Genomic DNA, 14,313 nt, shown 5'->3' on the forward strand with positions numbered 1-14,313 from the left:
GCGACGTTGCTGCACCGCATCGCGCCCGACGAAGGCGGGCCGGCGCGTTTTTGAGTATGATTTCCCATTCATCAGACGGAGTTTTGCCATGTCCACTCCCGACGCGACGGCACCGTCCGCCGCAACCGAAGGCGACGCATCGCTCGTCAGCCTGCCCTGGGTCAAGCAGCTCGTGTCGATGGACACGACGAGCCGCGTGCCGAACCTCGGCCTGATCGAAACGGTACGCGACGCGCTCGCCGCGAAGGGCATCGCGTCGACGATCACGCACGATCCGCGCGAAGGCTGGGCGAACCTGTTTGCCACCGTGCCCGCGCACGACGGCTCGACCAACGGCGGCATCGTGCTGTCGGGCCACACCGACGTCGTGCCGGTCGACGGCCAGCAATGGGACAGCAACCCGTTCGCGCCGGAAATCCGCGATGGCCGCCTGTACGGCCGCGGCACCTGCGACATGAAGGGCTTCATCGGCGCGGCGCTCGCGCTGCTGCCCGAGATGCAGGCGACGAAGCTCGCGAAGCCGATCCATTTCGCGCTGTCCTACGACGAGGAAATCGGCTGTGCGGGCGCGCCGCTGATGATCGCCGATCTGGTGAAGCGTGGCGTGCAGCCGTCCGGCTGCATCGTCGGCGAGCCGACCAGCATGCGGCCGATCATCGCGCACAAGGGCATCAACGCATACCGCTGCTGCGTGCGCGGCCATGCGGCGCATTCGTCGCTGACGCCGAAGGGGCTCAACGCGATCGAGTATGCGGCGCGCCTCATCTGCCACATCCGCGACATCGCCGAGCGCTTTCGCGCCGAAGGCCCGTTCGACGAACTGTACGACGTGCCGTTCACCACCGCGCAGACGAGCACGATCCAGGGCGGCAACGCGATCAACACAGTGCCGGCCGAGTGCCGCTTCGACTTCGAATTCCGCAACCTGCCGACGCTCGATCCCGAGCAGATCTTCACGCGCATCGAAACGTATGCGCAGGAAACGCTGTTGCCGCAGATGCTTCGCGAACATCCGAACGCCGCGATCGAGTTCTCGAAGATCGCCGCGGCGCCCGGCCTCGACGCGACCGAACAGGCCGCGATCACGCAGCTCGTGCGCGCGCTGACGGCCGACCAGGACAAGCGCAAGGTCGCGTACGGCACCGAGGCCGGCCTGTTCGAACGCGCGGGCATCCCGAGCGTCGTGTGCGGCCCCGGCAACATCGAGCAGGCGCACAAGCCGAACGAATATGTCGAGCTCGCGCAGCTCGCCGGCTGCGAGCAGTTCCTGCGCAAGTTCATCCGCAGCATGTCGGTCGACGCGCACTGACTGCCTCCCGCCACGCCGGCCCGCGTGTGCGGGCCGGTCCACTCCGCCACCCGCCACGTCATGTCGACTGAACAGCAAGGCACCGCCCATACGACGATCGACGGCGAGCCGATTCCGACGCTCGACGAAATCGCCGCGCAGCATTTCGCGTTGTCGCCCTGGGTCGCGCGCACGCCCGTGTTCGAACGCGCCGACCTGCCTTCCCTCGAAGGCACGCACGTCAACTTCAAGTTCGAACTGCTGCAGGCGAGCGGCAGCTTCAAGGCGCGCGGCGCGTTCACGCACCTGCTCGCGCTCGACGAAGGCCGCAAGAACGCCGGCGTCACCTGCGTGTCGGCCGGCAATCATGCAGCGGCCGTCGCATATGCGGCGATGCGGCTCGGCAGCAGCGCGAAGGTCGTGATGTTCCATACCGCGAGCCCGACGCGCATCGCGCAATGCAAGCAGTACCGCGCGGAAGTCGTGCTGGCGGGCAGCGCGTCGCAGGCGTTCGATCTCGTGCGGCGCATCGAGGCCGAGGAAGGGCGCTTCTTCATTCATCCGTTCAACGGCTATCACACAATCCTCGGCACCGCGACGCTCGGCTACGAATGGGCGACGCAAACGCCGGACCTCGACGCGGTGATCGTGCCGATCGGCGGCGGCGGTCTCGCGGCCGGCACGGCGACCGCGCTGCGGCTCGCGAATCCGCGCGTGCACGTGTACGGCGTCGAGCCGGAAGGCGCCGATGCGATGAGCCGCAGCTTCGCGGCCAATCACACGATCAAGATGAGCGCGATGCAGACGATCGCCGATTCGCTGATGGCGCCGCATACCGAGGAATACAGCTACCAGTTGTGCCGGCGCCACCTCGAGCGCATCGTCACCGTATCCGACGACGCGCTGCGAGCCGCGATGCTGTTCCTGTTCTCGCACCTGAAGCTGTCGGTCGAGCCGGCCTGCGCGGCCGCCCTCGCCGCGCTGCTCGGCCCGCTGCGCGAAACGCTGCAGGGCAAGCGCGTCGGCGTGCTGCTGTCGGGCACGAATACCGATCCCGCCACGCTCGGCATGCATCTCGCGCACGCGCAACTGCAACACTGAGCGCGCGCCGGCCAACTCAGGGTTATCCCCAGATTATGTTGACAGCCCTGTTGATAACCCGCCGGACACGCACGCAAGTGGTTGAGCATGCAGCGTTTTGCGCGCGCGAAGGTCGATCGTCACGAAATGGGCAGATGCGGCGGCTGGCTGCATGCGCGGCGGCGCTCGCGCTGCTCGCCGGTTGCGCGGCGCCGCCCTCGTCCACCTCCCGCGCGCAACCCGCGTCCTGCACGCAACCGGGCGAAAGCCGCATGCTGCAGGCCGACCTGCTGTTCGGACGCGACATTGCCGGGCGCGGCCCCGTCACCGATGCCGAACGTGCGGCATTCCTCGCCGACACGGTCACGCCGCGCTTCCCCGACGGCCTCACCTACTGGGACACGCACGGCCAGTGGCGCGACCGCTCGACCGGCGGGGTCACGCGCGAAGACAGCTTCGTGATCCGTATCATCGCCGACGATACGCCCGACACGCGTACGCGGCTCGCCGCGATCCGGCAAGCGTACGTCCGGCGATTTCACCAGCAATCGGTCGGCATGACCGTCGTGCCGGCCTGCGCGTCGTTCTGATACACCGTCTTCCGCTTCCGGCCGCGTAAAAAAGCGGGCGCCCGAAGGCGCCCGTCGCATGGGTGAAGAACGGCGTACCGCTTACTTGTTCTCGAACATGTCCATGATCTGCTGCTTCTCCTGCGGCGTGACGGGCGGCGGCGCGAGCCCTGCCGCGCCGGCCGAACCGAGTGCGTCGTTCGCGCTGATCGCGTTCTCGGCCGGGTTGATGTCGACGTTCGCGACGAAGCCGTTACCCGGCGTGCGATCGGCGTAGTACAGCTCGCCGTCGATCGTGGTCAGGCCGTCCGGCATCGGCATCTGCTGCTCGGGCACGCCGTTCAGCGCGGTGCGCATGTAGTTCACCCAGATCGGCAACGCGAGCTGCGCGCCGAATTCGCGGCTACCGAGGCTCTTCGGCTGGTCGAAGCCCATCCACGCGACCGCGACGAGCGACTGCTGATAGCCGGCGAACCAGCCGTCCTTCGCGTCGTTCGTGGTACCCGTCTTGCCCTGCAGGTCGTTGCGGCCCAGCGCGTTGGTACCCGCGCCCGTGCCGGCCGTCGCGACCGAATGCAGCAGGCTGTTCATCACGTACGCGTTGCGGCCTTCGATCGTGCGCGGCGCCGTACCGCCCGCGACCACCGGCTGCGACTTCTGCAACGGCTGGCCGCGCGCGTCGTCGACTTCGGCGATCAGGTACGGATCCACCTTGTAACCGCCGTTCGCGAACACCGCGTAGCCGGTCGCGAGCTGCAGCGGCGTCACGAGGCCCGCGCCGAGCGCCATCGGCAGGTAAGGCGGCGTCTTCGCCGGATCGAAGCCGAAGCGCTGCGTCACGTACTGCTGCGCATACTGCGTGCCGATCGACGCGAGGATCCGGATCGACACCAGGTTCTTCGAACGCTGCAGGCCGGTGCGCATCGTCATCGGGCCGTCGGGCTGGTCGTCGTCCTTCGGCTCCCATGCGGTGCCGCCCGGCACGCTCGGCGGGAAGTACAGCGGCGCGTCGTTGATCATCGTCGCCGGCCCGAGCCCCTTGTCCAGCGACGCCGAATAGATGAACGGCTTGAACGACGAGCCCGGCTGCCGCCATGCCTGCGTCACGTGGTTGAACTTGCTCTTGTTGAAGTCGAAGCCGCCGACGAGCGAGCGGATCGCGCCGTCCTGCGGCGCGATCGCGACGAGCGCGCCTTCGACCTGCGGCAACTGCACGACCTGCCAGCCCGTCTTGCCGTCCTTCAGCACGCGCACGACCGAGCCCGGCTTGATGCGCAGCGTGTTGTTCGCGCGGGCCCCGAGCGCGGCCGCTACGAAGCGCAGCCCGGCCGGTCCGATCGTCGTGGTCGCTCCGCCGACGAACTGCACCTCGACCGCGTTCGGCGAGGCGGACAGCACGACCGCCGACTGCAGGTCGCCGTTGTCCGGGTGATCGGCGAGCGCGTCGTCGATCGCCTCGTCGCGCTCGTCGCCGGCCGGCGGCAGGTTGATCGACGCTTCGGGGCCGCGATAGCCGTGACGGCGCTCGTAGTCGAGAATGCCGCGGCGCACGGCCTGATACGCGGCCTCCTGGTCGGCCGAGTTGATCGTCGTCGTGACGGTCAGCCCGCGCGTGTAGGTTTCGTCCTTGTATTGCTCGTACATCATCTGCCGCACCATCTCGGCGACGTACTCGCCGTGCACCGCGTACTGGTTGCCCGGCGTGCGCACGTGGATCTCTTCCTTGATCGCTTCGTCGTACTGCGGTTGCGTGATGTAGCCGATGTCGAGCATACGCTTCAGGATGTATTCCTGACGCACCTTCGCGCGCTTCGGATTGACGACCGGGTTGTACGCGGACGGCGCCTTCGGCAGCCCCGCGAGCATCGCCGCTTCCGCGAGCGTGATGTCCTTCAGGTCCTTGCCGAAGTACACGCGCGCCGCCGCCGCGAAGCCGTACGAACGCTGACCGAGATAGATCTGGTTCATGTACAGCTCGAGAATCTGGTCCTTCGTCAGGGCCTTCTCGATCTTGTACGCGAGCAGCATTTCGTAGATCTTGCGCGTATAAGTCTTCTCGCTCGACAGGAAGAAGTTGCGCGCGACCTGCATCGTGATCGTGCTCGCGCCCTGGCGCGCGCCGCCGTGCATCAGGTCGGCCACGCCCGCGCGCAGGATGCCGAGGAAGTCGACGCCGCCGTGCTCGTAGAAGCGGTAGTCCTCGATCGCGAGCACGGCCTTCTTCATCACGTCGGGAATGTCCTGGAAGCGCACGAGGCTGCGGCGCTCCTCGCCGAACTCGCCGATCAGCACGTGATCGGCGGTGAACACGCGCAGCGGCACCTTCGGCTGGTAGTTGGTCAGCGCATCGAGCGACGGCAGTTGCGGCGCCATCACGACCAGCGCGTAGCCGACGATCAGCGCGCCGACGACCGCCAGTGTCGCGAACAGGCCGACGAACCACAGCGCGACGCGCGAGCCGAACGTGCGGCGGCGCCCTGCGCCACCTCCGCTGCGCTGCTGCGCGCGGCGGCCGTCGTCGCGATCGTCGTCATCGGGGTAATAGGCTCCGGACGGCGAACGGCGCAGCGTGTAGTGGGGTTCGTTCCTGTCGGAAGAAGAAGGCGGTCGTTTGATAATTGGCATGTCGGAATGGCGGGCGTACATCGCGCCCTCGGACGCATGCGGAAATGCAAGCGGATGAATCAGAGTGGGTGCATCGAGATGCGGCTGTCACGTCGACAGACCCCGCCGCGCGGCGATCCGTTCCCGCGACGTGACAGCGCATTTTAATGAAATCGACCGAGGGCCTTCGCGATTTTTTGTAAAAATTCCCGCAATGCCGTGATTTCCGGAACGTATTGTCGGCATCCTCGGCCTATGATGGACACGCAATGCGGCATGCGCGGGCGAATTTCTTTCAGTGACGAAAGGTTTGGCGTCCCGATGCGCGAGCCGCTTGAACTCGCGCGTTTAAGCCGTATTTAAGTGAACCGGTGGTGTAATATCCGCCGGCTCACGCGGGCCCGAACCGGCTCGCCGCGGGCACTGCCGCGGTCGCGCGGCGCCTTTCAACCACGGAGGATTTCATGTCGCTTTTCGACTCTATTTCGCGCACGATCAAAGGTCTGCTGAACGATGCGGCCGATTCGGTACAGGATCCGTCGCGCGACGCACGGCAGATCGTGCGGGAGCTCGACGACAGCATCGGCCGTGCCGAGAATTCGCTGATCGAGATCGAGGCACAGGTCGCGACCCAACGCAGCAAGCGCGATGCGGCCGACGACAAGGTGAAGAAGTACGAGGACGGCGCGAAGCGTGCATTGCAGAGCGGCGACGAAGCGCTGGCCCGCGAGGCGCTCGCCGCCCAGTCGAATGCGGAAGCCGAGCGCGATGCGCTCGCGGCGGAGCTGACGACGCTCGAGCCGTCGGTCGAGAAGCTGAAGGGGCAGATCGCCGACATGCGTCAGCGCCGCAACGACCTGAATGCGCGCTCGAACATCCTGCAGGCCAAGCAGGAAATCGCGCAGGCGAAGGACGTGGCCGCCAGCGCGCTGGGCGGTATCGGCGGCAAGAACCTGTCCGAGGACTTCCAGAAGCTCGAGGACAAGGTCGCACTGCAGAACGCACGCTCGGATGCACGCCTCAATTCGGCCGACACGTCGAGCGGCAAGGCGCTCGACGACAAGCTCGCTGCGTTGAACAAGGGCCCGTCGGTCGAGGATCGCCTCGCCGCGCTGAAGAAGCAGCTCGATACGCCCGCGCAGTAACCGCCGCGCGGGCAACCGCGCCGCGCCCCGGCACGGGTGCGCGGCGCGCACCGATCGTCAGGAGACGGGCGCCTGCGCCCGGTTCGACCATGAAGAAATCCCTCGCCGCACTCGGCCTGTCGCTGATGTTGCTGTCGTCTGCCGCGTTTGCGGTCCCGTCGTTGCAGCAGGTCGAGCAATCGATCGCGCAGCGCGACTGGCAACGCGCCGACACGCAGCTGTCGCAAGTCATCGACGCCCATCCGAACAACGCGCACGCGCGCTACCTGTATGCGCAGGTGCTGGACCGCGAAGGCCGCGCATCCGACGCGCTCGCGCAACTGCAGCGCGCGAAATCGCTCGATCCGCAGTTGCGCTTCACCGACGCGTCGCGTTTCGCGCAGACGGAGTCGCGCATTCGCGCCGACGCCGCGCGCGTCAGCGGCAACACGCCGTCGGCCACGCAGGCCGGCACGCTGCAGCCGGGGCTCGCCCCCGCCGTCGCACCGGCCGACAAGCACGGCCCGTCGACCGGCATGTGGATCGGCCTCGGGCTGATCGTCGCCGTGATCGCGCTGGTGCTGCGCTGGACGCTGCGGCGCGCACGCACGGCCGACAACGGCCGCGCCGACGACGAACGCCGCACGCAGCTCAAGCGCGCGACCGACGTGCTGAACGACATCCGGCCGCTGAAGCTCGATGCGAAACTGTCGACGGCGCCCGGCGCCGCGGCGCTGACCGGCGAACTCGAAGCGATCGAGAACGACGCGCGCACGCTCGTCGAAACGCTGTCGAACGGCAAGAATCCGGTGCCGCCGTATCGCGTCGACGAACTCGAACAGCGTCACGCCAGCGTGAAGGCGCGCGTCGAAGGCCGCCCCGACCCGGCCGCGCAACCCGCAGCGCCGACGAACGGCAGCGGTTCCGTGTACGCGCAGGAAGCCGACCGCATGACGGGCGCCCAGGGCCAGCCGTATCAGCAACAGCCCTACCCGCCGCAGCAACCGTATCCGCAACAGCAGCCGCCAGTCGTGATCCAGCAAGGCGGCGGTTTCGGCGGTGGAATGGGCGGGCTGCTGACCGGCGTGCTGCTCGGCGAAGCGATGTCCGGCGGCCGCGATCGCGTGGTCGAACGCGACGTGATCGTCGACGGCGAGCACCGCCGGCACGAATCCGACCCGGGCTTCGATCTCGGCCGCGGCGACGATTCGAACTGGAGCGACGGCAGCAGCGGCGGCGGGATGGACCTCGGCAGCAACGACGACGGCTGGACCGACGACAACACCTGAGCACCCGCGCACCGGGCGTCGACTCGCGTGTCGACACCCGGCACGCACGCTAGGCCCCGCTGCATGACCGGCCGCGCCGACCCGCGGATTTGTCAATCATTTCAAGATGGACTACCGGCAATGGGGCACGTTCGCTATCATGCGGCCATCGGCGTGCCACCGACCCTCATTCGACGCAAAGCAATCCAGCGCGTCGCGGCACGCCTCCCTCGCCCCAACCAGGAGAAAGCCGCTCATGAGCATCATCAAGGAATTCAAGGAGTTCGCCGTCAAGGGCAACGTGATGGATCTCGCCGTCGGCGTGATCATCGGCGGCGCGTTCTCGAAGATCGTCGACTCGGTCGTGAAGGACCTCATCATGCCGGTCATCGGCGTGCTGACCGGCGGCCTGGATTTCTCGAACAAGTTCGTTCTGCTCGGCACCATCCCGCCGTCGTTCAAGGGTAATCCCGATTCGTTCAAGGATCTGCAGGCCGCGGGCGTCGCCGCATTCGGCTACGGCTCGTTCATTACCGTGGCGATCAATTTCGTGATCCTTGCGTTCATCATTTTCCTGATGGTGAAATTCATCAACAAGCTGCGCAAGCCGGAAGAAGCCGCGCCGGCCGAGACGCCGGAAGACACCGTGCTGCTGCGCGAGATCCGCGATTCGCTCAAGCAGCGCTGATCGCCGCACTGCGCCAGCCAGGCCCGCCCCGTGCGGGCCTTTTTATTGCGCACGCGATGCACCGCCGCATGCGGCCTATCTCATTTTTTTGTGACGAGCGAATGCACGCGCGGGAAAAGCAGGTCTATGATGGAGACTAAACGACAGTACGGGCGCCAAGACGCTGGCTGTGTCGATCATGGCGAGCAGGTCGACGGGAGACATTGATCGTCGTACTGCACGAATGCAGCATTTTCGTGTGCTATAAAGGATCGACATGCGGCGTACATAGCCGGGAGTGGGTCGCATGAAAGTGCCGCATTTCTTGCAATTGTTTTTGAGGCGAGTGTTTATGTCCTTCCCGAAAAAACGTCGGCGTGCGCCGCAGGATGGCCAGGAGTCGTTCCTCGCGGTCTTGCGCCACTCGAAACCGTTTGCCCAGCTCGACACCAAGATTGCCCGCGCCCGCGCGCAGGACGAGCCCGTCCTCTATGCGCACGTGCTGCCCGGCCTCGACGTGCTCCTGTGCAGCGTACGCGGCGCGCAGCCGCCCTATCCGGCCATCGCCGAACTGCGCAAGCGCTGCATCGAATCGATCGCCAACGCGCTCGAGCAGCCGCTCGACGGCCTCGAGAACGGCGGATACTGGTACGAAGCGAACGGCTTCGGCTTTCTCGTCTTTGCAAGCCGTGCGCGTGCGCGCATCCTGCCCGAGTTTGGTGCAGGCACGAAAGCCAGCCTGCGTGGCGGCCTCGGCCGCCAGAACGCGGGCGACACGACACCCCGCTCGCTCGGCTGAGCCGCCAGTCATTCGATGGGCCGCCTCCGGGCGGCCCATTTGCCATTCACGCGCCCCGCTTGCCGCTCACGACGCCTGCCGGCGACCGTTGTTCGGACGCACGATGTCGATGAACGCGGCGAAATCGGCCCCGGCGAGCCCCTGCGCGGCGCCGAGCCTCAGCACCTGCTGCACGGTGGCCGACACGGGCATCACCGCGCCCGTGTCGCGCGCGGCGTCCGCGATGGCATCGACATCCTTCTGAAACGTACTCAGCGCACCGATCGGTGGATGGCCGCCCGACGTCATGCGCGGCACGAACGTCTGCAGCAGCACCGAATCGGCCCACCCGCCGGCCAGCGCCTCGGCCAGACGCGCGGCGTCGATGCCGCTCGCCTGCGCCAGGCCGACCGCCTCGGCGATCGCGGTGACCGTCGCGGTGACGATCGCCTGGTTGCACAGCTTCGCCGTCTGGCCCGCGCCGGCGTCGCCCATGTGCGTGATGCGCGACGCATACGTATCGATCAGCGGGCGCACCGCATCGAGATCGGCCGCGCGGCCGCCGGCCATCACCGCGAGCGTGCCGGCCTGCGCGCCCGGCACGCCGCCGGACACCGGCGCATCGACCCAGCCGACCCCGAGCGCGGCCGCGCGCGCCGCATAGTCGCGCGTGGCGGCCGGCGGAATGCTCGAATGATCGACGATGCGCTGCAGGCGGCGCGTGCTCGCGTCGCCGGAAAGCAGTCCGTGCTCGCCGAACACGACGTCGCCGACCGCCCGGCCGTCGAGCACGCACACGAATACCGTATCGACGCGTTCGGCCAGCTCGCGCGGCGTGCCGACCACCTGCGCGCCGTCCTTCACCAGCGCGTCGGCCTTGTCGCGCGAGCGATTCCACACGCCGACGCGATGCCCGGCCGCCAGCAGATGCCGAATCATCGGCGCGCCCATCAATCCCGGTCCGCAAAATCCGACTTCCACGATGTTCTTCGTCTCCGATATGGGTTGCACTTGCCGCCCATCATACCTATCACTCAAGAAGCCGGGCACGCATGGGACCGTTGCGGAACCCGTAGCGGGACCGTAGCGGAACCGCGTCGGGACCGCGCCTTGCACCGGCCCATCATACGAACGTCCCAGGGAGCGCATCATGAGCGACCACGTATACAAGATGATCGAGCTGACCGGTTCGTCGCGGCAATCGAGCGACGACGCGATCCGCAACGCGATCTCGAAAGCCGGCAAGACGTTGCACAACCTGCACTGGTTCCAGGTGACCGAAACGCGCGGCCACATCGAAGGCGACCAGGTCGTGCACTGGCAGGTCACGCTGAAGGTCGGCATGCGCCTCGACGACTGACGCACCCGCCGCCTCCCCGCGCCGCGCTTCGGATCCGCGCAATCCGGATCCGCGCGGCGCCGCGCGCCCCGCGTTCCCCCCCCGTTCAGGTCCGTCGTCGCGGCCTGGCCGGCGGGCATCCGCGGGTATCCATCTCTTGACGCTGATTTTCGTTCATATTAAAAACGATATACCCGACCACCCCCTCGATCAGCCCAGCCATATAAACCGGAGATAACATGAGTCAGCAACGCGAGGCGATCGACACGTACCTCTTGCGCGTCTTGCACACCTTGTTGATGGAGCGCAGCGTCACGCGCGCGGCCGTCAAACTGAACCAGTCGCAACCGGCGATCAGCGCCGCGCTGCGGCGCCTGCGCGACATCACCGGCGATCCGCTGCTGGTGCGCGGCAAATCCGGCATGGTGCCGACCGAATACGGGCTGCGCCTGCTCGAGCCCGTGCAGAACGCGCTGCGTGAAATCGAGCGCATCAAGTTCCAGCAGCACAATTTCGACCCGGCCACGTCGATCCGCTGCTACCGGATCGGCTGTCCCGATTACCTGAACGTGCTGTTCGTGCCGACGGTCGTCGAACGCTTCCGTCAGGCCGCGCCGAACGCGACGCTCGAGTTCCACTCGCTCGGCCCCGCATTCGACTACGAGCTCGCGCTGGAGGACGGCAAGCTCGACATCGTCGTCGGCAACTGGCCCGAGCCGCCCGAGCAGCTGCACCTGTCGAACCTGTTCGTCGACGAAATCGTCTGCCTGATGAGCAACACGCACCCGTTCGCGAAGCGCGGCGGGCTCACGCTCGACCAGTACCTGAACGCGCCGCATCTCGCGCCGACGCCGTACTCGGTCGGCCAGCGCGGCGCGATCGACGTGCATCTCGCGCGCGAACGGCTCAAGCGTCATGTGGTCGTCACGCTGCCGTACTTCAACCTCGCGCCTTACGTGCTCGTGAAGTCGGACCTGATCTTCACGACCACGCGGCTGTTCGCCGATCACTACGCGAAGTTCCTGCCGCTGTCGGTCGTGCCCGCGCCGCTCGACTTCCCGCCGATGCAGTACTACCAGCTGTGGCACGAGCGCTGCCATTACTCCGACGAAGTGCGCTGGCTGCGCAGCCTCGTCGCAGAAGCCACCCGCACGCTGATCGAGGCGTAATCGCATACGGCGCGCAGTGCGCGCCGGTCGCACCGTTACGCGGCGGCCCGGTGCGCGGCGCGGCGGGTCACGGCCGCAACGGCCGCGCGGCCGCTGCGTAGCGTGCGGCGCCACCGCCCCGCCGACGCGTCAACGCGACGCTTCCACCAGCGCCTGCGCAAGCACGTTGTGACGCTCGATCACGGGCGGCAGATCGAGCGTCGCGAGCCGCCCTTCCCGCACCACCACCTTGCCGTTCACCACCGTGTACGCCGTCTGCGACGGCGCACAGAACACGAGCGCCGCGACCGGATCGTGCAGCGCGCCCGCGAACAGCGGCTGACGCAGGTCGAACGCGGCGAAGTCCGCGGCCATGCCAGGTTTCAGTGCGCCGATGTCGTCGCGGTTCAACACCTTCGCGCCGCCGAGCGTCGCGATCTCGAGCGCTTCGCGCGCGGTCATCGCATCGGGTCCGAAGCCGACCCGCTGCAGCAGCAGCGCCTGGCGCACTTCCGCCACCATCTGCGCGCCGTCGTTCGATGCGGAACCGTCGACGCCGAGGCCGACCGGCACGCCCGCGAGCCGCATCTTCTTCACCGGCGCGATGCCGGACGCCAGCCGCATGTTCGAACATGGGCAGTGCGCGACGCCCGTGCGGGTACGCGCGAACAGGCCGATGCCCGCCTCGTCGAGCTGCACGCAGTGCGCATGCCACACGTCGTGGCCGACCCAGCCGAGATCTTCCGCATATTCGGCGGGCGTCATCCCGAACTTCTCGCGGCTGTATGCGATGTCGTTGACGTTCTCCGCGAGGTGCGTGTGCAGCGACACGCCGTACTCGCGCGCGAGCACGGCCGCATCGCGCATCAGGTCGCGGCTCACCGAGAACGGCGAGCACGGCGCGACCACCACGCGCAGCATCGCGTAGCGGCCTTCGTCGTGATAGGTCTCGATCAGGCGCTGCGCGTCGCGCAGGATGTCGGGTTCGCGCTCGACGACCGAATCGGGCGGCAATCCGCCGTCGCGCTGGCCGACGCTCATCGCGCCGCGGCTCGCATGAAAACGCATGCCGATCCGCTGCGCGGCGCCGATGCTGTCGTCGAGGCGGCTACCGTTCGGGTAGATGTACAGGTGGTCGCTCGACGTCGTGCAGCCCGACTGCAGCAGCTCGGCCATCGCGGTGAGCGTCGACACCTCGATCATCTCGGGCGTCAGGTGCGCCCAGATCCGGTACAGGTTCGTGAGCCAGCCGAACAGTTCGGCGTTCTGCGCGGCCGGCACCGCGCGCGTGAGGCTCTGGTACATGTGGTGGTGCGTATTCACGAGCCCCGGGATCACGAGGTGGCCGCGCAGGTCGAGCACTTCGTCGGCCGTGTCGGGCAGCTCGGCGGTCGGGCCGACCGCGACGATCCGGTTGTCTTCGATGTAGAGCCCCGCGTCGCGCAGCTCGCGGCGCGTGTCGTCCATGGTCACGAGCACGTCGGCGTGCTTGACCAGCAGGGTCGTCGGGCGGGATGAGGAGGGGTTCGGCGCGCGTGCGCCGGCGTGCTGCTCGAGATTCATGCGTTCTCCGCGTCGGTCTGCCTCCAGGGGCTGCCCTGGAGGCGGTCACACAGCCGTTCGAACGCTGAATCGCGGCACGCCCGGTGCCTGCGTCCGTTCGAACGCCCTGGCCCGGTTACCCGGCGTGCTCGCCGTCTTCGGGGTACGCGCCGGCCACGGGCCGACGCGCACGGCGGGAGGATCGCCCAAGCGCGCGCCGCGCACAATACGCGATCCGGAATACCGCCCTTCAGGGATTCGGTATGGTACGCCGCCCGACGCCCCGCCGAGCGCCCCGAGGGGTGCCCCGACGGGTGCCCGAAATCCGCGCTCGAAGCCGTTCCGGCGTGCCGTCGACAGCCGCTCATGCGCGGCGCATTATCTTCGATATCGCGCCCGTATTTGCGCGGGGAACCTTTTTACAATGCCTGCACGGCGCTCGCTTCAATCTCGCCGACGGGTATGTAGCCACGTGACGTGGAGCCTCGATCCGCCGCACGGTCAATGGATCGAGTCGCCGCCGAACCTCGCATTCACACAAGGAACAACGAATGGGAAAGCTCACTACCCATGTACTCGATACGGCGCACGGTCGCCCCGGCGCCGCCATCAAGGTGGACCTCTACGCGCTGGACGGCGATTCGCGCCGCGCGATCAAGACCGTGCTGACCAATAGCGACGGCCGCTGCGACGAACCGCTGCTCGAAGGCGCCGCGCTCGCCGCCGGCGAATACGAACTCGTGTTCCATGCCGGCGACTACTTCGCGGCGCTCGGCGTGAAGGTGCCCGAACCCCGCTTCGTCGACCGCGTCGTCCTGCGCTTCGGCATCGCCGACACCGGCTCGCACTACCACGTGCCGCTGCTCGTGTCGCCGTGGTCGTACAGCACCTATCGCGGCAGCTGAC

The 14,313-nt window shown here is 67.4% G+C and carries 13 protein-coding genes; 10 read left to right on the plus strand and 3 right to left on the minus strand.

Annotation, left to right across the window (positions count from 1 at the left end):
* The first annotated feature begins 88 nt into the window (after window positions 1-88).
* The 3 genes from argE (at window position 89) to WT97_RS28215 (ending at window position 2,958) form a co-directional block, all read left to right on the plus strand.
* Window positions 89-1,309, plus strand: coding sequence for an acetylornithine deacetylase (argE, locus tag WT97_RS28205; protein WP_060354828.1), 1,221 nt, complete (start codon window positions 89-91; stop codon window positions 1,307-1,309).
* A gap of 60 nt (window positions 1,310-1,369) precedes the next feature.
* Window positions 1,370-2,389 carry a threonine/serine dehydratase gene (locus WT97_RS28210; RefSeq protein WP_059505980.1) on the plus strand — a complete coding sequence of 340 codons (1,020 nt, stop codon included), beginning with the start codon at window positions 1,370-1,372 and terminating at the stop codon, window positions 2,387-2,389.
* Window positions 2,390-2,523: 134 nt separating this feature from the next.
* Complete coding sequence (locus WT97_RS28215; protein WP_060033803.1) at window positions 2,524-2,958, plus strand: DUF3574 domain-containing protein; 435 nt, start codon at window positions 2,524-2,526, stop codon at window positions 2,956-2,958.
* An 81-nt stretch (window positions 2,959-3,039) separates the two neighbouring features.
* On the opposite strand, the gene WT97_RS28220 is transcribed toward WT97_RS28215, so the two are convergent.
* Window positions 3,040-5,562 (minus strand): penicillin-binding protein 1A, encoded by a 2,523-nt coding sequence (locus WT97_RS28220; RefSeq protein ID WP_059506105.1) that lies wholly within the window; start codon window positions 5,560-5,562, stop codon window positions 3,040-3,042.
* A gap of 443 nt (window positions 5,563-6,005) precedes the next feature.
* On the opposite strand from WT97_RS28220, the gene WT97_RS28225 reads away from it, so the two are divergent.
* The 4 genes from WT97_RS28225 (at window position 6,006) to WT97_RS28240 (ending at window position 9,399) form a co-directional block, all read left to right on the plus strand.
* Window positions 6,006-6,686 carry a PspA/IM30 family protein gene (locus tag WT97_RS28225; protein ID WP_059505976.1) on the plus strand — a complete coding sequence of 227 codons (681 nt, stop codon included), beginning with the start codon at window positions 6,006-6,008 and terminating at the stop codon, window positions 6,684-6,686.
* Window positions 6,687-6,775: 89 nt separating this feature from the next.
* Window positions 6,776-7,954, plus strand: a complete 1,179-nt coding sequence (locus WT97_RS28230) for a lipopolysaccharide assembly protein LapB (RefSeq protein ID WP_060354829.1) — start codon at window positions 6,776-6,778, stop codon at window positions 7,952-7,954.
* Window positions 7,955-8,189: 235 nt separating this feature from the next.
* Window positions 8,190-8,621, plus strand: a complete 432-nt coding sequence (gene mscL / locus WT97_RS28235; protein WP_059505972.1) for a large conductance mechanosensitive channel protein MscL — start codon at window positions 8,190-8,192, stop codon at window positions 8,619-8,621.
* Window positions 8,622-8,952: 331 nt separating this feature from the next.
* Window positions 8,953-9,399: a hypothetical protein gene (locus WT97_RS28240; RefSeq protein ID WP_006488003.1), complete on the plus strand. Its 447-nt coding sequence runs from the start codon at window positions 8,953-8,955 to the stop codon at window positions 9,397-9,399.
* 66 nt (window positions 9,400-9,465) lie between these two features.
* On the opposite strand, the gene WT97_RS28245 is transcribed toward WT97_RS28240, so the two are convergent.
* A complete protein-coding gene (locus WT97_RS28245) occupies window positions 9,466-10,359 on the minus strand; it encodes an NAD(P)-dependent oxidoreductase (RefSeq protein WP_059790619.1) in 894 nt (297 codons plus the stop codon).
* 169 nt (window positions 10,360-10,528) lie between these two features.
* Here WT97_RS28245 and WT97_RS28250 point away from each other — a divergent pair, with 169 nt between their 5' ends.
* A complete protein-coding gene (locus WT97_RS28250) occupies window positions 10,529-10,738 on the plus strand; it encodes a dodecin (RefSeq protein ID WP_059505968.1) in 210 nt (69 codons plus the stop codon).
* A gap of 218 nt (window positions 10,739-10,956) precedes the next feature.
* Entirely contained in the window at window positions 10,957-11,886 is a 930-nt protein-coding gene (locus tag WT97_RS28255; RefSeq protein ID WP_006762467.1) for a LysR substrate-binding domain-containing protein, read from the plus strand.
* A 129-nt stretch (window positions 11,887-12,015) separates the two neighbouring features.
* Here the strand turns inward: WT97_RS28255 and WT97_RS28260 are convergent, their stop codons facing one another.
* Window positions 12,016-13,428: an 8-oxoguanine deaminase gene (locus WT97_RS28260; RefSeq protein WP_060354830.1), complete on the minus strand. Its 1,413-nt coding sequence runs from the start codon at window positions 13,426-13,428 to the stop codon at window positions 12,016-12,018.
* Window positions 13,429-13,958: 530 nt separating this feature from the next.
* Here WT97_RS28260 and uraH point away from each other — a divergent pair.
* A complete protein-coding gene (uraH, locus tag WT97_RS28265; protein WP_027784716.1) occupies window positions 13,959-14,312 on the plus strand; it encodes a hydroxyisourate hydrolase in 354 nt (117 codons plus the stop codon).
* Window position 14,313: the final 1 nt, after the last annotated feature.

The organism is Burkholderia sp. MSMB1459WGS, from assembly GCF_001534535.1.
Taxonomy (GTDB): Bacteria; Pseudomonadota; Gammaproteobacteria; order Burkholderiales; family Burkholderiaceae; genus Burkholderia.

Bases quoted from the DNA above. Each gene is read 5' to 3' on its own strand.
- WT97_RS28250 (WP_059505968.1), top strand. From the start codon at position 10,529: ATGAGCGACCACGTATACAAGATGATCGAGCTGACCGGTTCGTCGCGG.
- WT97_RS28230 (WP_060354829.1), top strand. From the start codon at position 6,776: ATGAAGAAATCCCTCGCCGCACTCGGCCTGTCGCTGATGTTGCTGTCG.
- mscL (WP_059505972.1), top strand. From the start codon at position 8,190: ATGAGCATCATCAAGGAATTCAAGGAGTTCGCCGTCAAGGGCAACGTG.
- WT97_RS28225 (WP_059505976.1), top strand. From the start codon at position 6,006: ATGTCGCTTTTCGACTCTATTTCGCGCACGATCAAAGGTCTGCTGAAC.
- uraH (WP_027784716.1), top strand. From the start codon at position 13,959: ATGGGAAAGCTCACTACCCATGTACTCGATACGGCGCACGGTCGCCCC.
- WT97_RS28255 (WP_006762467.1), top strand. From the start codon at position 10,957: ATGAGTCAGCAACGCGAGGCGATCGACACGTACCTCTTGCGCGTCTTG.
- WT97_RS28210 (WP_059505980.1), top strand. From the start codon at position 1,370: ATGTCGACTGAACAGCAAGGCACCGCCCATACGACGATCGACGGCGAG.
- argE (WP_060354828.1), top strand. From the start codon at position 89: ATGTCCACTCCCGACGCGACGGCACCGTCCGCCGCAACCGAAGGCGAC.
- WT97_RS28260 (WP_060354830.1), bottom strand. From the start codon at position 13,428: ATGAATCTCGAGCAGCACGCCGGCGCACGCGCGCCGAACCCCTCCTCA.
- WT97_RS28240 (WP_006488003.1), top strand. From the start codon at position 8,953: ATGTCCTTCCCGAAAAAACGTCGGCGTGCGCCGCAGGATGGCCAGGAG.
- WT97_RS28220 (WP_059506105.1), bottom strand. From the start codon at position 5,562: ATGCCAATTATCAAACGACCGCCTTCTTCTTCCGACAGGAACGAACCC.
- WT97_RS28215 (WP_060033803.1), top strand. From the start codon at position 2,524: ATGCGGCGGCTGGCTGCATGCGCGGCGGCGCTCGCGCTGCTCGCCGGT.